Below are 24113 nucleotides of genomic sequence, written 5' to 3' on the forward strand. Positions count from 1 at the left end.
GTTATCTTTCTGCTTTTGCTGGCTCATATACCAGCTTCACACCATCTGTAAAAAGAATATGGACCGGGCCATCTTTTTTTTCCGTGCCGAAGGTCATGCGCCCGGCGGAGAAATTGCCGATCACCCCGGTCCCCTGTACCTGACCGGGCGTATCGCCGCGGATTTCGTCCAGCGCGGTGTTCAGCAAATCGGTCGTCACCTGAATGCCATCGGTGGTGGTGATGACCACATCGCCCACAAAGGTCGCCGTTGCCTTGTCGGGCCGGATCAGGCCCGAGTTCGAATCCAGCGTAATCACCCCGCCATTGAGCAACCCGAACCGCCCCCGGAATTCCGAGGCCGTGGGAATCGAACCGCTGGCGCCCTGGGTCGCCTGCACGGCCTCGATCCGCACATCTTCGCCCTTGCGCGTGGTGCCGCGATAATTCGGCTGCGTGACCACCTGTTCGGCCAGACGCTCATTGATGTCCGTTTGCGTGAAGGGCACCGAGACGTTGGTTTCGATGCTGCGCGACAGCAGGAAGACGGTGGACAGCAGCAGAATGGCGGCCAGAGGCAACACCACTTTCAGGAACTGCACCCATCGGGAATGGCGGTCCACCGGCGGCCCTCCCCTCAGCCCAGACCGACGCGCAGGCAGTCGTGGATGTGCAGCAAGCCCTGTGCCGGACCCTGCGTTTCAGGGTCGACGACAAACAGCGAGGTGATCTTGCGGTCATTCATGATCGCCACCGCCTCTTCCGCCATGGCATTGGGCGCGATGGTCAGAGGGTTCTCGGTCATCACATCTTCGGTGCGTTTTTCCAGCAGGCCATCCATGTTCCGGCGCAGGTCGCCATCGGTCACGATGCCCAGCAGGCGGCCCGCCTCATCGGTGACGCCGACAACCCCAAAGCTTTTCTGGCTCATGACCAGCAGCGCCTCGCTCATCGGGGTACCGGCAGGGACCAGCGGCAGGTCCTGATGCATCAGGTCGCGCACGGTGGACAGCTGCGCCCCCAGCTTGCCGCCGGGGTGGTAGGCGCGGAAATCTTCCGGCTTGAAGTCGCGATGTTTCATCAGCGCAATTGCCAGCGCATCCCCCATCGCCAGCGTCAGCGTGGTCGAGATCGAGGGCACCATGCCAAAGCCGCAGGCCTCGCCCAGCGACGGGATCAGCAGATGCACATCGGCCTGTTTCATCAGCGTGCTTTCGGGCTTGCTGGACAGGCCGATCAGCGGAATGCCAAAGCGGCGGGTAAAGGCCAGCAGGTTGAGCAGCTCCGGCGCTTCGCCCGAGTTCGAGATCGCCAGCACCACGTCACCTTTGGACACCATGCCCAGATCGCCATGGCTGGCCTCGGCCGGGTGCACGAAATAAGCAGGCGTTCCGGTGCTGGCCAGCGTCGCCGCGATCTTGTGGCCGATATGGCCCGACTTGCCAATGCCGCTGATGATGATGCGGCCCGTGGCCTGCAGGATCAGCTGCACGGCCTCGGCAAAATGGTCGTCCAGCCCTTCGGCCAGCACGTCCAGCGCGCGGGCTTCATCGGTTACGACCTGTCGGGCGGTTTTCAGGAATGCTTCGGTATCGGTCATGAGTGCGCAAATATATCCGTTTCGGGCCAACCGGCGAGGTCCAGCTTCGCACGCATCGGCAGGAAATCAAAACAGGCCTGCGCCATCTCGGTCCGGCCTTCGCGGGCAAGGCGTCCGTCCAAAGCCTCGCGCAGGCGGTGCAGGTACAGAACGTCCGACGCCGCGTATTCCAGTTGCGCGTCGGTCAGGGATTCCGCGCCCCAGTCGCTCATCTGCTGCTGTTTCGAGATATCGACCCCGATCAGTTCCTGACACAGGTTCTTCAGCCCGTGCCGGTCGGTATAGGTGCGCACCAGACGGCTGGCGATCTTGGTGCAATAGACCGGCGCGGCCAGCGCGCCAAAGGTGTGATACATCGCGGCAATGTCGAACCGGCCGAAATGGAACAGCTTCAGCACATCCGGATTTTCCAGCATGGCGCAGAGGTTCGGGGCCTTGGTCTGCCCCTGTTCCACCTGAACGATATGGCTGTTGCCGTCGCCGCCCGACATCTGGATCACGCATAGACGGTCCCGATGCGGGTTCAGCCCCATGGTTTCGCAATCGATAGCCACGACGGGGCCCAGGTCCAGCCCGTGCGGCAGGTCGTTTTTATACAGGTGGTTCGCCACGGATTTGTCCTTTGTAAGGTATCGACCCCGAGATAGGGGGTTTGCCCGCCAAACTCAACGCTCTGTCTGTGGCACTGCATCGCAGGGGTGCTTAGCTTGACATTATCCTCATGGGGGGGATAGGGATAGTCCATGAGCAACCACACCCACGAATCCCACCCTCAGATCACCGCACGGCTCAAACGCGCGCATGGGCATCTGGCAAAGGTCATCGCCATGCTCGAGGATCAGGCCCCCTGCCCGGACATTGCCCAGCAACTGTTTGCGGTGGAAAAAGCGATCACCAACGCCAAGCGCGTTCTGATCCACGACCATATCGATCACTGCTTGTCGCCGGACGGGGCGGGCGTCGACGATTTCAAAACCATCACCAAATACCTGTGACCGATGCTGAGCGTCCTGCAAAACCGAACCTACCGCCATTTGCTGGCCGCGCAGGTGGTTGCGATGACCGGGACGGGTCTGGCCACGATTGCCTTGGGGCTGTTGGCCTATGATCTGGCCGGGGACGCGGCGGGGATGGTGCTGGGCACAGCGCTGACCATCAAGATGGTGGCTTATGTCGGCGTTGCGCCGCTGGCGGCTGCCATTGCCGAACAGATCGACCGGCGCAGGATGCTGGTGGTGCTGGACGTGGTGCGCGCCGCCGTGGCGCTGTGCCTGCCCTTCGTCACCGAAATCTGGCAGGTCTATGTTCTGATCTTCGTGCTGCAATCCGCCTCGGCGGGGTTTACACCCGCGTTTCAGGCCACGATCCCGGATGTTCTGACGGATGAGCACGACTATACCCGCGCCTTGTCCCTGTCGCGGCTGGCCTATGATCTGGAAAGCCTGCTCAGCCCGATGCTGGCGGCGGCTTTGCTGGTGTTCGTCAGCTTTGACACGCTGTTTGTGGGCACCGGCCTTGGCTTCCTCGCCTCGGCGGTTCTGGTTGTGTCGGTCACCCTGCCATCGCCCAAGGCAACTGTGCGGCGGGGGGTGTACGACCGCACAACGCGCGGCCTTCGTATTTATCTGTCCACAACGCGCCTGCGGGGCTTGCTGGCGCTCAACTGGACCGCCGCGGCGCTCAGCGCGATGGTTATTGTCAATACGGTAGTCCTTGTCCGCGCCAATCTGGGCCTGTCCGAAAGCGCCGTGGCGATTGCGCTGGCCGGGTTCGGCGGCGGGTCGATGGTGGCGGCCTTTGCCCTGCCGCCGCTGCTGGACCGGTTCGAAGACCGCCGGGTCATGCTCACCGGGGCGGCGATGGGGACCGCAACGATGGCCACCGCAGCGCTGCTGAGCGGCGTTGCCCCCTTGTCCCTTCCCCTGCTGACCGCGTTCTGGGCCTGTGCGGGGTTTGGCTATGCGACGACGGTCACGCCATCGGGCCGCCTGCTGACCCGCTCGGCCAGGCCCGAGGATCGACCGGCGGTCTTTGCCTCCCAGTTCACGCTGTCGCACGCGTGCTGGCTGCTGCTCTACCCGCTGGCCGGATGGCTGATGACCCGGTTCGGCGCAACCGTGGCGCTGGCGGGCATGACAAGTGCTGCGGTTCTGGGGCTGGTGGCCGCGCTGGCGCTCTGGCCCCGGTCGGAAACGGCACAGGCCGCGCACAAGCCTTGAGCCCCGGCACCCATCTGCTCTACACCAGAGCGACCCCATGCCGGAGACCTAATGGATCAGCTTGACCGCCGCATCATCGCCGCCCTGCAACACAACGCCCGCGAGTCGACCACGAAAATCGCAGCGAAACTGGGCGTGGCCCGGACCACGGTGCATGAACGCATCAAACGGATGGAAGACCGGGGCGACATCGCAGGCTATGCGGTCATTCTGAACCGTTCCGAGGATGCCCCCAAGGTTCAGGTCGTTGTCCTGCTCGAGGTGCAGCAAAAGGAAACCACCCGCATCATCAAACGGCTGGAAACCTACCCCGAGGTCAAACGCTGCCTGTCGATCAATGGCGAGTTCGACCTGCTTCTGTCCGCCGAGGCCCCCCGGATCGAGGATCTGGACATACTGGTCGACGATCTGGCCAAAATCCCCGGCGTGCTGCGCACCAATACCAGCGTTGTTTTTGGCCGGCGGATTGACCGGAAATAACCAGCGCTAACCCTCTGTAAACCCATAAGTGACTAGCTTGGCCCGGATTGATCAGAATCCCGGACCGGCAGAATGCCCTATCGCAAGACCGTTTTTGTATCCCTGATGCTTGTGCTTGCCGCACAGGCCGGGTTTGCCCTGCCGGACGCCCGAACCGGCGAGATATGCGATCACGCGGCCCGTCGCGCCGCTGTTCATGAGGGGGTTCCGCTGGACGTGTTGCGCGCAATCTCGCGGGTGGAAACCGGGCGGGCGCAGAATGGCCGCCTGACCCCGTGGCCCTGGACGATCAATGTCGAAGGGCAAGGCTATTGGTTCAAATCCGAGATCGAGGCCAAATCCTATCTGTTCCGGATTTTCAAGGCGGGTCAGCGCAGTTTCGATATCGGCTGCTTTCAGATCAATTACCGCTGGCACGGCAAGGCGTTCCGCTCGATCGACGCCATGTTCGACCCGGATGAAAACGCCACCTATGCCGCCCGCTTCCTGAAAGACCTGCATGCCGAGCTTGGCTCGTGGCCCGCTGCCGCCGGGGCCTATCATTCGCGCACCGACAGCCTTGCGCAGGCCTACAAAGGTCGGTTTCGGGCGGTAATGGCGCAGTTGGATGACAACCCCACCCGGCAAACCGCATCTGCGCCGCGCGATCCTTTTACCGGAGCAGCGCCACTGATCCCGCTGCAAACCGCGCAACCCCGAAGCGGTTCGCTGGGCTCTCTGATGCCTGCCGCCGACACCGCCATCGCCTTTATCGCCTTCAACTAGGAGCCTACCGTGCCCAAGATCGACGCCCGGTCCCTGTTTTCGCCCACCGTTCTGCTGGCGCTGGCGTTGATGACGGTCATCGTGATGATGATCCTGCCCATGCCCGCCTGGGTGCTGGATGTGGGGCTTGCGGCCTCATTCGCGCTGGCGATCCTGATCTTTACCCTGACCCTGTTCATCGAGCGGCCCCTGGATTTCTCGTCCTTCCCGACAATCCTGCTGGCCTCGCTGATGCTGCGGCTGTCGCTGAACGTGTCCTCGACCAAGCTGATCATCGGTCAGGGCCATACCGGGCCAAACGCCGCCGGGGATGTGATCGAAGGCTTTGCCAGTTTCGTCATGGGCGGCAGCATCTTCCTGGGCCTCGTGGTGTTCGGCGTGCTGCTGATCGTCAATTTCATGGTGATAACCAAAGGGGCGGCCCGCATGGCCGAGGTCGGCGCGCGTTTCGCGCTGGACGGGATGCCGGGCAAACAGCTTGCCATCGACAGCGACATGTCCGCCGGGGCCATCGACCACCAACAGGCCAAGGAACGGCGCGAGCGTGAACAGCAGGAGACAACGTTTTTCGGCTCGCTCGATGGTGCGTCAAAGTTTGTCAAGGGCGATGCGGTTGCCGGTCTGCTGATCACCCTGCTGAACCTTGTCATGGGTCTGGTCATGGGCGTGATCGTGCACGGCATGCCCGTCGCCTCGGCGTTTGAGACATATGCGATTCTGACCGTGGGCGACGGGCTGGTGTCGCAGTTTCCGGCGGTGATCATCTCAATTGCCTCGGCCTTGCTGCTGGCGCGGGGTGGCACGCAAGGCGCAACCGACAGCGCGATCTTCTCGCAACTCGGGCGGCATCCGGCGGCGCTGGGGACGGTGGCTGTGCTGATGGTGCTGTTCGCACTGGTGCCCGGCCTGCCGTTCCTGCCTTTCATTCTGGGGGCCGCCGTGCTGGGCTATGCCGCCTACACGGTGTTTCAGAGCCAAAAAACGGCCCAAGCCGAGGCGCTGAAACCCGAGGCCCAGACCGACGCACCCGTCTCTCAGGCCATCGGCGACATCCTTGATCTGGACGATGTGCATCTGGAGTTTGCCCCCGATCTTGTCAGCATGGTGCTGAACCCCGGCACCGGTCTGGACGCGCGGATCGCCAATATGCGCACCTATGTCGCCTCAACCTTCGGCCTGATCCTGCCCGAAATCCGACTGACCGACCGCGCAGACCTGCCCACCGGCACTTACGTAGTCAAGGTGCAGGGCGTCGAACAGGCACGCGGCGTTCTGAACCCGGATCTTGTGCTGGCGCTGGTTCAGGACGGCGCGGACCTGCTGCCCGACGGCAATGACGTCACCGAACCCGTCTACGGCGCGCCCGCGCGCTGGATTCTGCCCAAGGATCAGGAGGAGGCGACGCTGAACGGCGCAACCATCGTGTCGCCGCCGGAAATTCTTGCGACCCATCTGCTTGAGATTATCAAACAGAACTTCTCGCGCCTGCTGACCCTGAAATCCCTGCGCCGGTTGTTGTCGGAGATGACCCGGCTCAGCGATCCGGTCCGGGCCGAGGCGAACCGCAAGCTGCTGGACGAGCTGATCCCCGACAAGGTTCCCATCGACACGCTGCACGCCGTGCTGCGCCTGTTGCTGGACGAACGTGTCTCGATCCGCAACATGGCGCTGATCCTGGAAAGCGTGGCCGAGGCGCGGCTGACCACCACCCAGCCCGAAGGCATCTGCGAACTGGTCCGGCAGCGACTGGGTTTTCAACTTGTTGCCGACATGAAACGCGAGGACGGGTCGATCCCCCTGATCCAGCTTGCGCCTGAGTGGGAGGATACGTTTGCCACCTACCAGATCGACACCCAGACCGCCGGGGTCGACGTGGCCCTGCCCCCGAACCTGTTCAACAAGCTGGCGGACGGCATGGTTGAAAGCGTCAGCCGCTCGGCCGATCACGGGCTGTTTCCGGCGGTCGTCACCTCGACCCGCCGCCGCCGCATGCTGCGCACGATCATGCAGGCGCGCGGCGTTGCAAATCCGGTCCTGTCTTTTGAAGAAATCGGGCTCGAGGCGCGACCGGCCCTTGTCGGAACGGTACCCGCGTGATCGCCCTGCCGCCCGAATTGCTGTCGCAACTGGGCGCGGGGCTCTGGCAAGCCTTCGCTGTGTTTCTGAGGGTGTCGGCGCTGGTGTCCCTGCTGCCCGCCTTTGGTGAGCGCAGCATCCCGGTGCGGGTCAAACTTGGAATTGCCGTGGCGTTCACCTTGATCGTGATCCCGGCAGTTCCGCCCCCGGCACTCGCGCCCGGAGTGCTGCACATGGTGCGTCTCGTTATAACCGAGGTGCTGATCGGGATGGCCCTGGGCATGGGCTTGCGGTTGTTTGTGCTTGCGCTGCAGACGGCGGGGTCCATCGCCGCGCAATCGACCTCGCTCTCGCAGATTCTGGGCGGCGCGGCGGTCGATCCGGTTCCGGCGATGGGATATCTGCTGACGATCGCGGGGCTGGCGCTGGCCGCGCTGATGGGGCTGCACATCCGCGCGGCGCAGTTCCTGATCCACAGCTACACATTGTTTCCCATGGGGCTGGCCCCGGCAGCGGCGGATCTGTCGCAATGGGGTGTGCAGCGGATTTCGTACAGCTTCGGGCTGGCCTTTGCGCTTGCGACCCCGTTTGTCATCGCCTCGCTGATCTATAATCTGGCGCTCGGGGTGATCAACCGGGCCATGCCGCAACTGATGGTGGCCTTTGTCGGCGCCCCTGCGATCACCTTCGCGGGCTTGTTTCTGCTGTTCGCCGGAACGCCGCTGATCCTGTCGGTCTGGTCGGACGCCCTGTTTGCCTTCATCCTGAACCCGACCGGGGGGCGATGATGAGCGCCACGGAAGACGACAGCGACAAATCCTTTGAGCCGACCCCTCAGAAGCTGCTGAAAGCGCGCGAAAAGGGTGAGGTCGCAAAGTCCAACGACCTGTCCGCCGTGGCCGCCTATTCCGGCCTTCTGATCGCCCTGCTGGCCGCCGGAAACTATGTGGCGGATCGCCTTGGCACCCTGTTCGTTGTGCTGATCGATCAATCCGATGCCATTGCGCAACTGGTATCTTCGGGGCCTGCCGCCGCTCCGGTCGCCGGTATGCTGACCGGCGCTCTGGTGCCTGCGGTTATTCTGTTTGCCCTGCCGATGGCCGCCGTTTTGCTGAGCCTGATCGCCCAGCGCGCCCTGATCTTTGCGCCCGGCAAGCTGAAACCAAAACTGTCGCGCATCTCCATCGTGTCCAACGCAAAGAACAAATTCGGGCGCGGCGGCCTGTTCGAATTTGCCAAAAGCTTTTTCAAACTCGTGATCTACGGCACCTGCCTTGCGCTGTTTCTGCACGCCAACCTGACCGAAATCCTGTCGGCCAGCGCGGCACCCGCCGGCTCATCGATCCTGTTGATGATGAACCTGCTGTTTCGCTTTCTCTTCATCGTGATCGCCGTCGCGCTGGCCATCGGCGTGGTCGATTACCTCTGGCAACAGGCCGAGCACGTGCGCAAGAACCGGATGTCGCGCAAGGAAATCCAGGATGAGACCAAGGATGCCGAGGGCGATCCGCATGTGAAACAGCAGAGGCGGCAACGGGCGCAGGACATCGCGACCAATCAGATGATGGCTGATGTTCCGAAGGCGGATGTGGTGATCGTGAACCCGACCCATTTTGCCGTTGCCCTGAAATGGTCACGCGCTGCCGGTACCGCCCCGGTCTGCGTCGCCAAGGGTGTGGACGAAGTGGCGGCGGCGATCCGGTCCGCTGCCGTGGGGGCCGACGTTCCGATCCATTCCGATCCCCCGACCGCACGGGCACTGCATGCAACGGTCGAGATCGGGCAGGAGGTACCCGAAAACCTCTACCGCCCGGTCGCCGCGGCGATCCGGTTCGCCGAGGCGATGCAAAAACGGGTCAAAGGGCAAATCCGATGAACCGAACCAGATTGGCAAATCTCGCGATGGCGACCGAGGCCGTGTTTCAGCAAAAACACCAGGCCCTTCGCCCAGTGCTCGAGGCCGAAGCCAAACTGCAGCAAGATCTGGCCCGGCTGGACGCACAGGTTCAAATGGCGCGCGCCAACGGTGCCGGGGCCGAGGGTTACCGGGTCACAGGCACAGATATCCTTTGGAACGGGTGGGAATCCGCAACGCGCCGGCACCTTAACACCGATCTCGCCCGGCTGCGGGCCCGCAAGAACGAGGCGCTTGCAGAGCTGCGGCACGCGTTTGGCCGCAAACAGGCCGTCGAGGGCCTGCTGGAGACGCAAAAACAGGACCTCCGGCGCGCGCTAATCAAGAAGCAGACAGGGTGACGGCTGGGGCGGGACGCGGGGGTTCAGGTGTCCTGACGATTGATACTCATGATCAGCACCTGAGACACATCATCGCCCAGATCCTTATGCGCCACCTCAAACAGGCTTTTGCGCAGGACATTCAGATTGCCGGATTGGGTGAAAGCGCCGTCGAACCCGCCGGTGTTTGCATGGTCAAAAAGAACCTGCAGGAAACTGTCGCGCAGTTTGGGTTCGATGGCATAGAACCTCTCGGTCGCGGCGGGTTTCACCGCCAGACTCAGCGACACGGTGACCATGGCCGAAATCTGATCGTCCTCGACAACGGGGATGACGAATTGCTTGGTCAGCTTGAGATATTCGTACTCCCCCTCGCCGTCTTTCTTGACCTTGGGCTCTACGCTTGCCTCTTTGCCCTTAGGCTTCTCCTTCGCCTCGGGCGTGTCCGAAGGGGCCAGGAAAACCCCGGCACCCACACCAACGCCCAGTCCGGCGCACAGAAACACGACAGGCATCACGATCTTCAACATGTCGGCACCTCAGAACGGCAGAAGGGAATCGAGAATCTGCTGGCCGTATCGCGGCTGCTGCACATCCGTGATCTGCCCGCGCCCGCCATACGACACCCGCGCCGACGCGATCTTGTCATAGGTAATCTCGTTCTGGCGCGAGATATCCTGCGGGCGGACATAGCCGGCGACCAGCAGCTCCCTCAGTTCGAAATTGACCCGCAACTCCTGCGAGCCGGAAATCGACAGAACCCCGTTTGGCAACACATCCAGCACGGTTGCCGCCACCCGCAAGGTCAATTTTTCATTGCGCCGGACCGATCCGCGCCCCGCGGTCGACGCGTCCGATTCAACCGAGACCGCTTCATCCAGCGACGCGCCCTCGGGCAGCTTGTCCTGAAGCCGTTGCGGCAGGCCGAACAGGCTGGGAACCTCAAGGCTTTCAGAGGCGGACCGGGACCGGTTGGTGTTGTTGGAAATCTCGGCCTTTTCATCCAGTTCGATCACAACCGTCAGGATGTCGCCTTTTTTGATCGCCCGCTGATCCCCCAGCAGCGACTGCTGGCCGCCGCTCCAGAGCGACGATCCGTCAACGGTCCGCTGCGGTTGCGTGTGCAGAGGCAAGCCCGGCCACAACATGGCAACCTGCTCGGGCGACTGATCGTTGGGCGTCAGGCTGGGGGGCTTTCCAAGGTGATCGAACCGGCCACAGGCGGATACGGCCAAAACGGTTAACAACAGGGTTTTTGACAGTCCGGACATTACTTTACCTCGATCTTTCCGTCGGGCCGGATGCGCCCGGTGACAGTTGTGCGAGAGGACAGGTTCATCACGCGGATCCTGTCCCCGGCGGCTCCGCGCCCCAAGGCCCGGCCATCGGTGGTGATCGACAGGGGCTGGCGATTGAAAACGAGAAGAACCAGATCGTTGCGGTCCACGATGGCTGGCGGCCCGACATCTGCGTCACGAATGGGGCGGCCGGGATACAGGGCCACACGCGCTTCCTGCCCGATCAACCTATCTGGTTCGGTCACGACCCCCGGGAAATCCTCGGGTTTGGTTTCCAGATCGGCGGCCAGGATGACCTCTTTCGCTCGAATGGTCCGTGTTGGCACCACGATGTCGGCAAAGGTCATCGCGGGCGCAATCAAAGTCAGGAACACTACCGTCAACCGCATCAGCGCACCTGTGTCGTTGCGCTCATCATCTGATCGACGGCCGAGATGACGCGGGCGTTCATTTCATATCCCCGCTGCGCCTCGATCAGTTCGGTCACTTCGCGCACGGCATCGACCGAGCTGTCCTCGAGGTAGCCCTGCCGCAGCGTTCCCAACCCATCTTCACCCGGCACACCCGGAACCGGCGCGCCAGAGGCTTCGGTTTCCTTGAACAGGTTGCTGCCAATCGCCTCGAGCCCCTTGGCATTCGAGAAGCTGGCCAGTGTGAATTCACCCAGCAACTGCCCTTCGGGGGTGTCGTCGAAATAGGCATACACCTCACCCGAGGCGTTGATCGAAATGGATCGCGCATCGTCGGGGATGGTGATCGCGGGTGCAACCGCAAAGCGGTCCGAAGTGACGATCAGCCCCTCAGCCGACCGTTTCAGGCTGCCATCCCGCGTAAAGGCCGACTGGCCGCCGGGCAGCGTCACCTCCAGATAGCCCCGCCCTTCGATGGCGACGTCCAGATCGCTGCCGGTCGCCGACAGCCCGCCCTGCGCCAGTTGCACCGTCACCGCAGACGGACGCACGCCAAGGCCCAGTTGAATGCCGGTCGGCAGAACCGTCCCATCCGAGGCGTTCACCGTCCCCGCCCGCGCCATCTGCTGATAGTGCAGATCGGCAAACTCGGCCCGGCGGGCGTTGTAGCCGGTGGTGTTCATGTTGGCGAGGTTGTTCGAGATCGTCTCGACCCGCATCTGCTGCGCGGTCATGCCCGTCGCTGCGATTTTCAATGCACGCATGTGAAATTCTCCTGTTTCGGCAGATCAGCGGATCAGCGCCTTGACAGCGGCCCGAACCCGTTCGTCTTCGGTTTCAAGAAAGCTTTGACCCAGTTCATAGGCCCGCTGAATCTCGATCAGCCGCGATACCTGCCCGATGGCATTCACGTTCGAGCCTTCCAGAAACCGGTGTACGACGACCGATTCCGGAACCGGCTCGACATCGCCGCCGGGACGAAACCGCGTATTGCCTTCGCGCACCAATTCCCCCGGCTCAGTAACGCGGTAGACGCCGATCTGGCCCAGCGCCTGCCCGTTCACGCTGAGCGTGCCGTCGCTGCCCACATCAATCGACGCGGCATCGGGCGGGATGAACACCGGGGCACCGTTGCTGTCCAGCACACGCGCTCCGTCCATCGCCACAAGATCGCCCTGCGCGTTGGGGGTAAAGCGGCCCGCGCGCGTCAGGCGGTTGCCCTCCGGGGTTTCGACCATGAAGAACCCGTCGCCCTCGATGGCAAAGTCGAACTGGCCTCCGGTCTCGGTCAGCACGCCTTGCTGCATCGAGGTGTTGCGCACCTCGGCCCGGCTCATCGACAGGGACGGCGTGTTCGGCATGTCCTGAATGAACTCGGAAAACACCAGCCCCTGCTGCCGGTATCCGGTGGTGCTGGCATTGGCGATATTGTTCGCCACCAACCGCATTTCATTCATCAGCCCGGACTGGCGGGACAGGGTGACATAGGCGGTGTCCATCAGCGGCCTCCTGCGATCAATGGAACCAACGTTCCTGTAAAAAACGTAACCAAGGTCTGGGTCATGAAGCCCATCGAAATCCAGAACACGATGACGATGGCGATCAGCTTGGGCACAAAGGTCAGCGTCATTTCCTGCACCGAGGTCAGCGCCTGGAACAGACCCACAATCAGGCCCGAGATCAGCGCCACCGCCAGGATCGGGACCGAGGTGATAACCGCGACCCACAGCGCCTGGCGCATGATGTCGTAGAACAGACCTTCGCTCAGCATCGGGTCAGACCGGCATCCGCAGGATTTCCTGATAGGCCTCGACCACCTTGTTGCGGACGATCACTGCGGTTTCCACCGCCAGTTCGGTCTGCGCCAGCGCCTGCACCAAAGCATGCGGATCGGCTTGACCGGTCATCGCGGTCTGGGCCATCTGCTCGCTGTGTTTCAGGGTGGCGGCGAAATCCTGAAACGTGGACCGCAGCCCCTGTCCAAGTCCGGCGTGATCCGGGTCGGCCTGCGTGGCCGGGCGGGCGACCGCGTAGTTCTGCGCGGCGGTAAGTGATCGGATATCCATTCTGGCTGTCCTTTATTTGCGAAGTAAATCCATCAGCGACGACGACATCTGCCGGGTCTGGTCGAACATTTTGAGGTTGGCCTCATAACTGCGCTGGGCCTCGCGCGCGTCGGCGATCTCGATCATCAGATCGACATTCGAGCCGAGGTAGTGCCCGCTTTCATCCGCCATCGGATGGCTGGGGTCGTGGATGCGCGACAACGCGCGCCGGTCAAGCTGCACGCGACCTGCCTGAACCACTGATTTGCCATCCTTCTGGATCGTTTCAAACGGCACGGTCTTGCGCCGGTATCCGGGCGTATCGGCGTTTGAGATATTCTCGGACACATGGCGCAACCGCGCCGCCTGCGCGCGCAAACCGCTGGCCGAGGCAGTGAGGGAATGGGAAAAGTCGCTCATCACCCGCGACCCAGGCTGGTGCGCAAAATGCCGATGGACGAGCGGTAGATGGTCAGAGCGCGGTCATATTGGCGTTTCACATCGACCGCTTTCAGCATCTCCTCCTCAAGCGAGACACCATTGCCGTTGGGGTCCCCCGAAGGGGCCGCAGCCTGTTCCGCCCAGCGCGCCGCGGTATCGCCGTTCAGATGCCCCTGCCGGGTGGCTGTCATGCCGGTCGCAGGGCCTGCATTTTCGAAAGCGGTCTGAAAGGGTTCGAGATCGCGGGGCTGATAGCCCGGCGTATCCGCATTGGCCATGTTGCGCGCGATGACGGCCTGCCGTTGCCCGGCATGGGTTGCCATGGCGTACGCTGTTTTAAAGACGTTCAGGTCATAGAACATCGGGGCTTCTCCCTCGATCAATTTCAATCAAGGCTTAACTCCGATTCCTTTAGAAAGCGTTTTCAGAAACTCAGTTGGAGAACCCACGATGTCCGATCTCGACCCGATGCGTCTGAAATGCGAATTCGACCGGTTGTCCGCGATCCGGCATGTCGGGCTTGTGTCCGGCGTCGCCCATGGCGTGATCGAGGTCAGCGGCCTGACCGGACAGGCGCGAATCGGTGATCTGCTGTCGCTGCAGCGCCGCGCGGGTCCCGATCTGGCGGGTGAGGTGCTGCATGTAGGCGCTGATCACATCCATATGTTGCCCGGCGCGGCCCCGGACGGGGTCAGTCTTGGCGATTGTGTGACCCTGACCCCAACGCCCGGATTTGCGCCGGGGATGCACTGGCTGGGCCGCGTGATCGACCCGTTCGGACAGCCCCTGGACGGCAAGCCCCTGCTGGGCGGGGTGCAGGACCGGGATATCATGCAACCCCCGCCGCCCGCGGTTCAGCGCAAAGCTCTGGGCCAGCGCAGTCCTACCGGGCTGTCCGTGCTCAATACCATGCTGCCCATTGTGCGCGGGCAGCGGGTGGGGCTGTTTGCCGGATCGGGTGTCGGCAAGTCCACCCTGCTAGCCACGCTGGCCCGGTCGATGCAGGCGGACGCTGTTGTGGTGGCCCTGATCGGCGAACGCGGGCGCGAGGTGAATGAGTTCGTGGCACAGGCCATCGGACCCGAGGCGATGAAACGCTCGGTTGTCGTGGCTGCTACGTCGGATCAGTCGGCTCTGTCGCGCAGGCGGTGCGCCTGGTCGGCCATGTCGGTGGCCGAATATCTGCGCGATCAGGGGCTGAACGTCCTGTTTCTGGCCGATTCGGTCACCCGGTTTGCCGAGGCGCATCGCGAAATCGCCGTGGCGATGGGCGAATCGCCGTCGCTAAGGGGGTTTCCGCCCTCGGTCACTCCGTTAATCGCCAATCTGTGCGAACGGGCCGGGCCCGGAACGCAGGATCAGGGCGACATCACCGCGGTGTTCAGCGTGCTGGTCGCAGGATCGGACATGGATGAACCTATCGCAGATATTCTGCGCGGGGTGCTGGACGGGCATATCGTCCTCAGCCGCGAGATTGCCGAACGGGGCCGGTTCCCGGCAATCGACCTCAGCCGGTCGGTTTCGCGCAGCCTGCCGGGGGCGGCGACCGAGGCCGAGAACCAGATGATCGCCGAGGCGCGCAAACTGGTCGGCAGTTACGAGCAATCCGAAGTGATGATCAAGGCCGGGCTCTATTCCGAAGGCGCGGACCCGCTTCTGGATCAGGCGGTGCGCGTGCATGAGGAACTGGACACCTTCTTTGGTAAACCAGATTCTGAAGGGATCGAAAACAGTTTCAACCGCCTGTCTCTGATCCTGCGCCGCGCCTCAGCCGGTTTGCCGCGCTAGGCTAAAGTCGCGACAGTTTTAAGTGTTAAGCCTGCCTTAACGCCTCCGCTGCTATGCCTGTAATCGGGTGATAAAAAGGTGGTGGAGATGGGTGCGCAATCCAATGCGGCGCCAATCATCATCAAGAAGAAGCGTGTGTCAGGGGGCGATGGCCACCATGGCGGCGCGTGGAAGGTCGCGTATGCGGACTTTGTAACGGCCATGATGGCCTTCTTCATGTTGATGTGGCTGCTGAACGCAACGACGGAAAAACAACGCAAGGGTCTGGCGGATTACTTTTCGCCGACAATACCGCTCAGCCCGAATTCGGGTGGCGGCGATGGCGTTTTTGGCGGCGACAGCATGTTTTCGGAAGAGGTGCTGGTCAAAAACGGCACCGGTGCCATCAGCCGCTACCCGACTGAAGCCAAGCGTGCGCGCGGTGCGACCGGCGTGGCCGCGAAAGACGGCAGCGACGGGCCGGCAGAAGATTTCGCAACGCTTCAGGCGGAACTGCTTGGTCGCACCGGAGAAAGCGAGGTCTCTGACAAGATCCTCAAACATATCGTCACGCGCGTCACCGACGAAGGGCTGGTGGTCGAGCTGTTCGATACCGACGACCAGCCGCTGTTTGAATCGGGTTCGGACAAGCCCACGCCGATGATGCGCGCGCTGGCTTTGTTCGTGGCCCGCGCCTCGGATCTGGTGACAAATCCGGTGTCGGTCGAAGGGCATGTCAGCGCTTCTCCGGTCGTGCTGGCCCGCAACCCGGCCTGGGTCTTGTCCACCGACCGCGCGCGGGTGGTGCGCCGACTGCTGCAGGACAAGGGCGTTGCAGCAAAGCGGTTCGACCGCGTGACCGGCCATGCCGACCGCGACCTGTCCAGCCAAAACCCGATGGATGTGCGCAACAACAGGATCGAGGTCATTTTCCTGCGCGCCCCATGAAGAGTAGAACGCATTTTACCTGTTAGCGCGCTGTTAAGGCCCGGCGCGTTACCTGTTGCATCAACGATTGACGCAACAGAAGGGCGTGCCGATGACAATTTCCTCTTCGCTGAATGCAGGTGTGGCGGCGTTGAAGGCCAATGCCAACAGGCTGGCCACGATCTCGGACAACATCGCGAATTCCTCCACCTTCGGCTACAAACGGGTCGAGACGGATTTTCATTCCATGGTCACGTCCGGTCAGGGCGGCAGCTATTCGGCGGGCGGCGTCCGGACAACCAGCCAGCGCCTGATCGACCAGCGCGGATCGCTGGTGACCACCAACAATTCTACCGATTTGGCGGTGCGCGGGCGCGGGATGCTGCCGGTGCGCCCAAGCTCGCAAATCGCGGGCGGCTCGAACGAGATGCTGCTGACCACCACGGGCTCGTTCCGCACCAATGATGAGGGGTATCTTGTCACCGAATCCGGCCTTGTCCTGCTGGGATGGCGCGCGGCGGCGGACGGGTCGATCCCTGCCGTGTCGCGCGACACCCCCGCCGCGCTGGAGCCCATTCAGCTGAGTGTCAATCAACTGTCCGGCGCGCCCACCACGCAGATGAACCTGCGGATGAACCTGCCCGCAACCGCGACCGACGCAGGTGCACCCGGCGACATGCAGCCGCTCTCGGTCGAGTATTTCGACAATCTGGGCAAATCCGAAAGTGTCGACATCGAACTGGTTCCGACAGTCCCCGCGACCGGGTCCAGCAATGAATGGACAATGATCCTGCGCGATTCCGCATCGGGCGGTGCAGCGATCGGGGAATACACGCTGACTTTCACCGACAGCCGCACCGCCGGGGGCACTCTGGCCAGCGTCACGCCTGTATCCGGCGGCGCCTATGACCCGGCCACCGGCAGCGTCGTGGTCAACGTCGCAGGCGGCCCGATGGAGGTAAACATCGGCCTGATCGGCGACGCGGACGGCATCACACAGCTCTCCGACACGTTCGCGCCGGTCTCGATCACTCGCGACGGTTCCGCCGTGGGCACAATGACCAGCGTGCAGGTGGATGAAAACGGATATGTCTACGCCTTCTACGATACCGGCATCAGCCGCCGCATGTACCAGATTCCGCTGGCGGATGTGCCAAACCCCAACGGCCTGACCGCGCTCGACAGCCAGACCTATGCGCCCTCACGGGAAAGCGGCACGTTTTTTCTGTGGAATGCAGGGGAAGGCCCGACCGGAGACCTCGTTTCATTCGCGCGCGAGGAATCGACCACTGATGTCGCGACCGAGCTGACCTCGCTGATCCAGACGCAGCGCGCCTATTCGTCCAGTGCCACGGTCATCAAGACGGTGGATGAGATGTTGCAGGAAACCACGAATATCAAACGGTAATCCGGGTCTTGAACGCGGGAAAGGAGCGGTATCATGAACATGTCGACGGCCTTGAACAACGCCTTGGGCGGGCTGACCGCCGCCAGCCGCGGGGCGGCAGTGGTGTCAGGGAATATCGCCAACGCCCTGACACCGGGCTATGCACGCCGGTCTCTTGAACTGGCCACCAGCCCGATCTCGGGCAACGGGGTGCGCACCGTCGGCGTGATCCGGCATCAGGACCCTGTCCTGACCGCCAACAGGCGCACGACCGATGCCGATCTGGCGCGGCAGACGGCGCTGTCCGACTTTCATACAGGGTTCGAAGGACTGGTCGGCTCTGCCGATGACCCCACATCGCTGACGGCGCGGCTGTCCGCGTTTGAGGGCAGTCTGATCACCGCCGCCAGCCTGCCCGATTCCGCCGAACGTCTGACTCAGGTGGCCCGCGCAGGCGCGGATCTTGCAACCGGCCTGAACACCGCGTCCGAGGGTTTGCGGCAGGCACGGTCGGATGCCGACCGCACAATCGGCACACAGATCGACCGCCTGAACCAGACGCTGCAGGATATCGAGGCGTTGAACGCCAAGATCCCCGCCATTCGCAATTCTGGCGGCGACACCGGCGCTTTGCTGGATCAGCGGCAGGTTCTGATTGATCAGGTCAACGAGCTGATTCCGGTCAATGTCGTGGCGCGTAGCAACGATCAGGTCTCGCTCTATTCCGATGGCGGGCTGATCCTGTTGGAGGGCAAGGCTGCAGAGTTCACCTTTTCGACCACCGGCGAGACCAAACCACACATGACAGTCGCCAACGGGCTGCTGTCGGGGCTGGAGATGAACGGCAAGCCGGTCCGCACCAGTGGCGACACCGCCCAGATCAGGGGCGGAGCGCTGGCCGCGCAGTTCACCATTCGTGACGAATTGGCAATTGCCGCGCAGGACCAACTGGACACCGTGGCCCGCGATCTTGTCGAGCGGTTTGAAACCCCCGGACTGGACCCAACCGCTGGCGCAACCGATCCGGGGTTGTTCACGGATGCCGGAAACCGGTTCGATCCGGCGACCATGACCGGGATTGCTTCCCGCATCGCGCTCAATCCGGTGGTCGACCCCGACGCCGGGGGTGACAGTTGGAAACTGCGTGCGGGCCTTGGCGCGGCAACGCCGGGAAACCCGGGGGACGCAACCCAACTGCAGGCCTTTGGTGCGATTCTGAACGACGCCCGCCCTGTCCCGGGCGCGCTGTTCGGCACCGGCAATTTGCGCGCCGCCGAACTGACCGAGGCGCTGCAATCGAAAGCGGGCGCCAACGCCCATGTCGCCGCGCAGCGCAAAACCTTCGCCAACACGGCGCAGGTGCACATGGCCCAGATCGAGGCTGAACAGGGCGTGGATACCGATCAGGAACTGCAAAGCCTGATGCAGATCGAACAGGCCTATGCCGCGAATGCCCGGGTCATCACCGTCGTCGATGAACTGCTGCAAACCCTGCTGAGGTTGTGACCATGAACTTGAATGCCATTGGCGATCTGGCCCGGGGCATGACCCTTCGGACCCGCGCCACCGAGATCAAAACCCAGATCGAAACCCTGTCCTATGAGATGTCGACCGGCAAAGTGCAGGATGTATCCGGCCATCTGGGCGGCGACTATTCGCAACTGCTGGATCTGGACCACAGCCTTGCCCGACTCGACGCGTTCCGGATCGCCACCGCCGAGGCCGGTCTGTTCACCGACGCCATGCAGCAAAGCCTGACGACCTTTGACGGCTCGCTGGGCGAAATCACCGCCTCTTTGCTGTCGTTCGGAATGTCGATCCACACGGTCACACATGAACAGGCCTCGGTCCAGGCCCGCAATGAGCTTGATACGATGATGTCCGCCCTGAACACGCGGGCGGGCGGGCGCAGCCTGTTTGCGGGTGTGGCAACGGATGTCTCTCCGCTGCCGTCCGCGGACACGCTTCTGACGGCGTTGCAGACGGAACTGACCGGCCTGACAACGGTGACAGACATTCGCACTGCCGCCGAGGCCTGGTTCAACAATCCCGCAGGGTTTGACACGGTGATTTATCAAGGGTCAAACGCGCCGCTGGCCCCGATGAACATCTCGGAAAATGAGCGGATCGACGTGCCCATCACCGCAACCGACCCGACATTCAAAGACGCGCTCAGGGATGTGGCGCTGGCCGTGCTGGCCTCGGACACTGCGCTGGCCCTGCCGCCGGGCCAAAGGGCAACCCTGTTCACGCAACTGGGCGTCGATCTGGCCAATACGCGGAACGACACGGTGAACCTGCGGGCACAGGTCGGGGCTGCTGAGGCGCGCGTCGAACAGGCGGCCATCCGCAACGCGGCCGCGCGGACCAGCCTTGAACACAGCCGCAACACGCTGGTCGCAGCGGACCCTTATGAAACGGCGGCCAGTTTGCAAACCGTCCAGTTCCAACTGGAAAGCCTGTATTCCGTCACCGTGCGGAACGCGAGCCTGTCGCTGGTGAACTTCCTGAGATGAGGGTTCTGGTTTTTCTTCTGATGCTGCTGCCCGGTCTGGCCTCGGCTGGGGCGATCCGGCTCAAGGATCTGGTGAATTTCGACGGGGTTCGCGGCAACGATCTGGTCGGTTACGGCCTTGTTGTCGGCCTGAACGGAACCGGCGACGGGTTGCGGAATTCGCCATTCACCGAAGAGATCATGTCGAACATCCTCGAACGGCTGGGCGTCAATGTCACGGGTGAGGACTTCCGGCCCAAAAACGTCGCGGCGGTTCTGGTCACGGCCAGCCTGCCCCCCTTTGCGCGGGTCGGCGGCCAGATCGACGTGACGGTTTCGGCCATCGGGGATTCCGGCAGCCTGCTGGGCGGCACCCTGATCATGACGCCGCTGAACGCCGCCGATGGCCAGATCTACGCGGTGGCCCAGGGCACCGTTCTGGCCGGCGGCGCGGTGGCCGAGGGCGAGGCCGCCTCGGTCGTGCGCGGGGTGCCCACGTCCGGGGTCATCCCCTCGGGCGCGCGGGTGGAAAAGGAAATCGACTTTGACCTGTCGACCCTGACCCAGATGCGGCTGGCCCTGCGCGAGCCGGACTTCACCACCGCCAGCCGGATCGAGCGGGCCATCAACACCGAATTCAACCGCGCCGTCGCGATCATGCGCGATTCCGGCACGGTTCAGTTGAACATCGAGGCTACGCAATCCGTGTCGACCGCCCATGCCATTGGCCGGATCGAAAATATCCTTGTTGAACCGGAAACTAAAGCCCGTGTCGTGGTCGATCAACGGTCAGGTACAATCGTCATGGGGCAAGAGGTGCGTATCTCGCGCGTCGCAGTCTCACAGGGCAACCTGACCCTGACGGTTGAGGAAGCCCCGATTGCCGTGCAGCCCAACCCGTTCGCGCAAGGCGAAACCGTCGTCGTGCCAAGAACGCTTGCGAATATCGAGGAAGAGGAAGGCACCGGTCTGGCCGAAATCCCCGAAGCAACCACCCTGTCCGAGGTGGTGGCGGGGCTGAACGCGCTGGGGGTATCGCCGCGTGACATGATCGATATTCTCAAAACGATCAAGGCGGCGGGCGCATTGCATGCCGAGTTCATCGTCAGATGAACCCGGCCCTTTAGGACTCAGGCAATGCCGGGACTATTTCGACTTCCAGCTATCGATCCACCGGCGGAACCCGTTTCGCTTTTCCTCAATCGCGTCACCCGCCGCATAGAGCCCGTCCTCGACATTTTCGAGCATGGGATCGATCCGGCGCTGCCGGAATCGCCGCCAGCGCACCCAAAGCGCCCAGATCAAGGCTGCAAAGACCGTCAGGAAGATGATGTTGAACCACGGGATCAGCCGAACATCGGGCCCCTCGACATGTTTGATCAGAACCGCATTGGGAAAGATCGACATGAACTCATTGCGCCACCCGTAATGAGTGACAGCAACCCAGTCCGGGTCATCCTTGGTCGATTTGGCGTCGTTCGCCTCGGTATAAAGGTTGGCGGTGTCGAACTTGAAATAGGGGGGCCAGCCCCAGCCGGTATCCTCGTTGCGATAGACAATCGGTTTGCCATTGGCGCGGACCGCCTGAATGAACTGCACATCGCGGTTCGACAGGCTGGCCGACTGATCCTCGGGCTCGGACCAGAAGATACGGGTCCAGTCGTTCAGGTCCTGACGTTCTTCATAGGTGTTGACGATCCGCACGATGTCGCGCTGCGGCAGGGAATACTGCAGCACCACGGCAATCGTGCCCCAGAAGATGATAATGAACGCCCATTTCACATAGGCCATGCTGTCGTCCTCACATATAATTCACAAAATAGATCAGCGCGCCAATCGCCACCCAGGGTACAATATAGACACCCAGGATCAGTTTGCGCCGGAACGAATTGTCGTAGACATGCAATCCGCGTGCGACAAATGCGTCCTTATCGCCCCGTTTGCCCTTTTCGTCCCACCAGTCCTCAAGCTTGCGGCGCCGCACCCAGCGCGAATAGATCGACAGCGCAAAATAGGCGACGGTCTGGAGAAACAGCAGGATCAGAATAAGGCGCAGTGCTCCGATCATATCAACCCTTTCCAACCGCGCCCCAGGGGCCGACGCGGGCAATCACCGCATCGCTGACCCGATCCTCGCCGCTCATATCCGGTTCGTGCCCGAACAGCGCCGCGCGGGCCCCGGCCTTGTCCACCTGATACTCGCGCGCGAGGAAGTCGGCAACATAGGCTTTCTTGGCCTCGGGCCATGTGGCGTAGGTGCTGTAGAACAGCTCTTTATGGCAGATGAACATCTGGCGCGGGTCCAGCGGCGCAAGCTCGGCCAGCAGCATGTTCACCAGATCCCGGTGCGGCGTATCCGCCGCGCGCAGAGTGTAGAAATAGGCCGGATGGTCCGAGGTGATCCGCGGCCACGGCCCGCCATCCCGCGCCCAGCGCAACAAGTCCGCCAACCCGTGAAAGGCGTCGGGCAGGCGATCCGCGTGGTTGCGCGCCAGACGCCGCATGTCGCTGCGATCCAGCGTGGTCAGGTCGATATCGGCATCCGCAGCGGCAGAGACGGTCAGAAAATCCATCTTCTGCTGCAGGATCGCGGCGGAATCCACACCGCGCGCTTCAATGATGGTTTCGACCAGACCATTGTAGTCCAGAAACTTGGCGATCCGGTTGCGCTGCGATTTGTGGAAGACGAACTCCATCGGCAGATCGTCGGGCGTGTCGCCCATGCAAATCGCCGCCGGGTGATCGAGGTCGGGAAACAGATACAGCCCGCCGAAATGCGCCGTCCAGAAATTCGGCTGTTCGAACGCGGTGTGGCGCAGGTGGACCGGATTGCGCGTCACGTCACCGGTGTCTTTGGCGGTTTCGATCATCTTCGCGATCAGCACGTCGTCGAACCAGGCGTCCTCTTCGGTTTTGAACCGCTCGACCATGCCCGCCAGTTGGTCGGCCTTGCGCAGGGTGCCGCCGACGGTATCGGCCTCAATCTCGATCTTGCGCAGGTTCAGCAGGTCGGCGGGCGTAGTGAGTTTGAAGACCGAGTTCACCAGCTCTCCGGCCACCGCATCGGTGGCGGTCAGGGCGAACAGCTGCGCCTCGTTCATCTCGATGAACTCGCGCAGGATATCGCGCGAGGTCGAGAATTTGACGTTCAGCAAAGGCGCGCGTTTCTGTTCGGTCGTCAGCAGGATGAACTGCCGGTTGACCCCGTTGGGGTTGAGGTAGAGCGGATCGTCCAGCTCAATCCCCACCTCCGGCGAATAGCCCGAGATATCGACATGGAAATCCGAAAGCTGAGTGGTCTTGCCCGCCAGATGCAGCAGCGCACGGTTATACCGCTCGACCAGAGCCGGGCTGGAGATGTGGACGAGGTTGCCAAACATCAGGCCTTTTTCGATGAGGCGGATCATATTCTTGGGTCTTTCGGAATTTCTAGTCCCCCGCCATTTGCTCTCAGATATCCACAGATAAGTACCAGCGGTATAGCCCAGCAGGGAAGTAACAAGGCACTCCTGAAGACCACGTAGTCAAGTTTATTGTCGCCAAGTCCACTGGTCCAAGGAGCGGCGTCATGCAAATCTGCGCAAGTGTATATTGCCCAGTAGGAAACCGCACTGGCAACGAACAAACCGATGGAAGATAGTAAAACGACTGACCAGAAAGTTCGTGTTGTTGCGTTTCGGAGAAAGACGGCTGCAAATGCGCCAATAGCAATCAAAGTGATTGCCAAAGCGACATGCACTTCAACACCTACCCCGCAGGAATAGTCCGCCATGAATCCAGCAATCAACAAACCTGAAATCAATTGGCCAAACCTCGTGTTCTAAGGTCGCCAATTATCTTGTGGTGTATTCCTCCGCTGTTCGTCACCCATTCCCCTCCGGATACCGCCGTTTGGCCAAGAGACCCGCGAACAAGGCTATGACAATCGTTGATAAGCAAATGCTCAGCGCAATCGACGCCCAGCCTGCTGCTGCGTAGCTCGTTCGATCAT

General features: G+C 62.3%; 30 protein-coding genes. 14 read left to right on the forward strand and 16 right to left on the reverse strand.

Annotated features, from left to right (window positions below; genetic code table 11):
• Position 1: 1 nt before the first annotated feature.
• Genes ACR0EZ_RS16350 through ACR0EZ_RS16360 form a run of 3 tightly spaced genes read right to left on the reverse strand, consistent with a single transcriptional unit; the run spans position 2 to position 2189 of the window.
• Positions 2-601, reverse strand: coding sequence for an LPS export ABC transporter periplasmic protein LptC (locus ACR0EZ_RS16350; RefSeq protein ID WP_480615059.1), 600 nt, complete (start codon positions 599-601; stop codon positions 2-4).
• 14 nt (positions 602-615) lie between these two features.
• Entirely contained in the window at positions 616-1578 is a 963-nt protein-coding gene (locus ACR0EZ_RS16355; protein WP_480615061.1) for a KpsF/GutQ family sugar-phosphate isomerase, read from the reverse strand.
• Positions 1575-2189, reverse strand: a complete 615-nt coding sequence (locus ACR0EZ_RS16360) for a ribonuclease D (RefSeq protein ID WP_480615063.1) — start codon at positions 2187-2189, stop codon at positions 1575-1577. The genes ACR0EZ_RS16355 and ACR0EZ_RS16360 overlap by 4 nt, the downstream gene beginning before the upstream one ends.
• 132 nt (positions 2190-2321) lie before the next feature.
• Between ACR0EZ_RS16360 and ACR0EZ_RS16365 the strand changes: the two genes are divergently transcribed.
• The 8 genes from ACR0EZ_RS16365 to ACR0EZ_RS16400 all read left to right on the forward strand — a co-directional run bounded on the left by ACR0EZ_RS16365 (position 2322) and on the right by ACR0EZ_RS16400 (position 9374).
• Positions 2322-2573 carry a metal-sensing transcriptional repressor gene (locus ACR0EZ_RS16365; protein ID WP_480615065.1) on the forward strand — a complete coding sequence of 84 codons (252 nt, stop codon included), beginning with the start codon at positions 2322-2324 and terminating at the stop codon, positions 2571-2573.
• A gap of 3 nt (positions 2574-2576) precedes the next feature.
• Positions 2577-3797, forward strand: coding sequence for an MFS transporter (locus tag ACR0EZ_RS16370; RefSeq protein WP_480615067.1), 1221 nt, complete (start codon positions 2577-2579; stop codon positions 3795-3797).
• Positions 3798-3848: 51 nt separating this feature from the next.
• Positions 3849-4277: an Lrp/AsnC family transcriptional regulator gene (locus tag ACR0EZ_RS16375; RefSeq protein WP_480615069.1), complete on the forward strand. Its 429-nt coding sequence runs from the start codon at positions 3849-3851 to the stop codon at positions 4275-4277.
• A 72-nt stretch (positions 4278-4349) separates the two neighbouring features.
• Entirely contained in the window at positions 4350-5042 is a 693-nt protein-coding gene (locus ACR0EZ_RS16380; protein ID WP_480615070.1) for a transglycosylase SLT domain-containing protein, read from the forward strand.
• 9 nt (positions 5043-5051) lie between these two features.
• Entirely contained in the window at positions 5052-7139 is a 2088-nt protein-coding gene (gene flhA, locus ACR0EZ_RS16385) for a flagellar biosynthesis protein FlhA (protein ID WP_480615072.1), read from the forward strand.
• Positions 7136-7906: a flagellar biosynthetic protein FliR gene (locus tag ACR0EZ_RS16390; RefSeq protein ID WP_480615074.1), complete on the forward strand. Its 771-nt coding sequence runs from the start codon at positions 7136-7138 to the stop codon at positions 7904-7906. The genes flhA and ACR0EZ_RS16390 overlap by 4 nt, the downstream gene beginning before the upstream one ends.
• Positions 7906-8994 carry a flagellar type III secretion system protein FlhB gene (flhB, locus tag ACR0EZ_RS16395; protein ID WP_480615076.1) on the forward strand — a complete coding sequence of 363 codons (1089 nt, stop codon included), beginning with the start codon at positions 7906-7908 and terminating at the stop codon, positions 8992-8994. The genes ACR0EZ_RS16390 and flhB overlap by 1 nt, the downstream gene beginning before the upstream one ends.
• Positions 8991-9374: a hypothetical protein gene (locus ACR0EZ_RS16400; RefSeq protein ID WP_480615078.1), complete on the forward strand. Its 384-nt coding sequence runs from the start codon at positions 8991-8993 to the stop codon at positions 9372-9374. The genes flhB and ACR0EZ_RS16400 overlap by 4 nt, the downstream gene beginning before the upstream one ends.
• Positions 9375-9397: 23 nt before the next feature.
• Here the strand turns inward: ACR0EZ_RS16400 and ACR0EZ_RS16405 are convergent, their stop codons facing one another.
• From ACR0EZ_RS16405 to ACR0EZ_RS16445, 9 genes are read right to left on the reverse strand one after another with little or no spacing between them, the layout of a single operon-like run.
• Positions 9398-9883 (reverse strand): flagellar basal body-associated protein FliL, encoded by a 486-nt coding sequence (locus ACR0EZ_RS16405; protein WP_480615080.1) that lies wholly within the window; start codon positions 9881-9883, stop codon positions 9398-9400.
• A 9-nt stretch (positions 9884-9892) separates the two neighbouring features.
• Positions 9893-10624 carry a flagellar basal body L-ring protein FlgH gene (flgH, locus tag ACR0EZ_RS16410; protein WP_480615082.1) on the reverse strand — a complete coding sequence of 244 codons (732 nt, stop codon included), beginning with the start codon at positions 10622-10624 and terminating at the stop codon, positions 9893-9895.
• Positions 10624-11040 (reverse strand): flagellar basal body P-ring formation chaperone FlgA, encoded by a 417-nt coding sequence (gene flgA / locus ACR0EZ_RS16415; protein WP_480615084.1) that lies wholly within the window; start codon positions 11038-11040, stop codon positions 10624-10626. Before flgA ends, flgH begins: the two co-directional genes overlap by 1 nt.
• Positions 11040-11825, reverse strand: coding sequence for a flagellar basal-body rod protein FlgG (flgG, locus tag ACR0EZ_RS16420; RefSeq protein WP_480615086.1), 786 nt, complete (start codon positions 11823-11825; stop codon positions 11040-11042). The genes flgA and flgG overlap by 1 nt, the downstream gene beginning before the upstream one ends.
• A 24-nt stretch (positions 11826-11849) precedes the next feature.
• Complete coding sequence (locus ACR0EZ_RS16425) at positions 11850-12560, reverse strand: flagellar hook-basal body complex protein (protein WP_480615088.1); 711 nt, start codon at positions 12558-12560, stop codon at positions 11850-11852.
• Positions 12560-12832 (reverse strand): flagellar biosynthetic protein FliQ, encoded by a 273-nt coding sequence (locus ACR0EZ_RS16430; protein WP_480615090.1) that lies wholly within the window; start codon positions 12830-12832, stop codon positions 12560-12562. The genes ACR0EZ_RS16425 and ACR0EZ_RS16430 overlap by 1 nt, the downstream gene beginning before the upstream one ends.
• A 4-nt stretch (positions 12833-12836) precedes the next feature.
• Positions 12837-13127 carry a flagellar hook-basal body complex protein FliE gene (gene fliE, locus ACR0EZ_RS16435; RefSeq protein WP_480615092.1) on the reverse strand — a complete coding sequence of 97 codons (291 nt, stop codon included), beginning with the start codon at positions 13125-13127 and terminating at the stop codon, positions 12837-12839.
• A 12-nt stretch (positions 13128-13139) separates the two neighbouring features.
• Positions 13140-13526 carry a flagellar basal body rod protein FlgC gene (gene flgC / locus ACR0EZ_RS16440; protein ID WP_480615094.1) on the reverse strand — a complete coding sequence of 129 codons (387 nt, stop codon included), beginning with the start codon at positions 13524-13526 and terminating at the stop codon, positions 13140-13142.
• A complete protein-coding gene (locus ACR0EZ_RS16445) occupies positions 13526-13909 on the reverse strand; it encodes a FlgB family protein (protein WP_480615096.1) in 384 nt (127 codons plus the stop codon). The genes flgC and ACR0EZ_RS16445 overlap by 1 nt, the downstream gene beginning before the upstream one ends.
• A gap of 106 nt (positions 13910-14015) precedes the next feature.
• Here ACR0EZ_RS16445 and ACR0EZ_RS16450 point away from each other — a divergent pair, with 106 nt between their 5' ends.
• The 6 genes from ACR0EZ_RS16450 to ACR0EZ_RS16475 all read left to right on the forward strand — a co-directional run bounded on the left by ACR0EZ_RS16450 (position 14016) and on the right by ACR0EZ_RS16475 (position 21235).
• On the forward strand, positions 14016-15335 hold the full coding sequence (locus ACR0EZ_RS16450; protein WP_480615242.1) for a FliI/YscN family ATPase: 1320 nt from the start codon (positions 14016-14018) through the stop codon (positions 15333-15335).
• A gap of 87 nt (positions 15336-15422) precedes the next feature.
• Positions 15423-16262: a flagellar motor protein MotB gene (locus ACR0EZ_RS16455; RefSeq protein ID WP_480615098.1), complete on the forward strand. Its 840-nt coding sequence runs from the start codon at positions 15423-15425 to the stop codon at positions 16260-16262.
• 91 nt (positions 16263-16353) lie between these two features.
• Positions 16354-17649, forward strand: a complete 1296-nt coding sequence (locus tag ACR0EZ_RS16460) for a flagellar hook protein FlgE (protein ID WP_480615100.1) — start codon at positions 16354-16356, stop codon at positions 17647-17649.
• A gap of 33 nt (positions 17650-17682) precedes the next feature.
• Positions 17683-19134 carry a flagellar hook-associated protein FlgK gene (gene flgK / locus ACR0EZ_RS16465; protein WP_480615102.1) on the forward strand — a complete coding sequence of 484 codons (1452 nt, stop codon included), beginning with the start codon at positions 17683-17685 and terminating at the stop codon, positions 19132-19134.
• Between the two features lie 2 nt (positions 19135-19136).
• Positions 19137-20144, forward strand: coding sequence for a flagellin (locus ACR0EZ_RS16470; protein WP_480615104.1), 1008 nt, complete (start codon positions 19137-19139; stop codon positions 20142-20144).
• Positions 20141-21235: a flagellar basal body P-ring protein FlgI gene (locus tag ACR0EZ_RS16475; protein WP_480615106.1), complete on the forward strand. Its 1095-nt coding sequence runs from the start codon at positions 20141-20143 to the stop codon at positions 21233-21235. The genes ACR0EZ_RS16470 and ACR0EZ_RS16475 overlap by 4 nt, the downstream gene beginning before the upstream one ends.
• Before the next feature lie 33 nt (positions 21236-21268).
• On the opposite strand, the gene ACR0EZ_RS16480 is transcribed toward ACR0EZ_RS16475, so the two are convergent.
• From ACR0EZ_RS16480 to ACR0EZ_RS16495, 4 genes are read right to left on the reverse strand one after another with little or no spacing between them, the layout of a single operon-like run.
• Complete coding sequence (locus ACR0EZ_RS16480; protein WP_480615108.1) at positions 21269-21913, reverse strand: DUF1523 family protein; 645 nt, start codon at positions 21911-21913, stop codon at positions 21269-21271.
• Between the two features lie 10 nt (positions 21914-21923).
• Positions 21924-22190 carry a hypothetical protein gene (locus ACR0EZ_RS16485; protein WP_480615110.1) on the reverse strand — a complete coding sequence of 89 codons (267 nt, stop codon included), beginning with the start codon at positions 22188-22190 and terminating at the stop codon, positions 21924-21926.
• A gap of 1 nt (position 22191) precedes the next feature.
• Complete coding sequence (locus tag ACR0EZ_RS16490) at positions 22192-23529, reverse strand: DUF6638 family protein (protein WP_480615112.1); 1338 nt, start codon at positions 23527-23529, stop codon at positions 22192-22194.
• On the reverse strand, positions 23526-23894 hold the full coding sequence (locus tag ACR0EZ_RS16495; protein WP_480615114.1) for a hypothetical protein: 369 nt from the start codon (positions 23892-23894) through the stop codon (positions 23526-23528). The genes ACR0EZ_RS16490 and ACR0EZ_RS16495 overlap by 4 nt, the downstream gene beginning before the upstream one ends.
• Positions 23895-24113 lie beyond the last annotated feature (219 nt).

The organism is Ruegeria sp. AK4 (assembly GCF_056541025.1).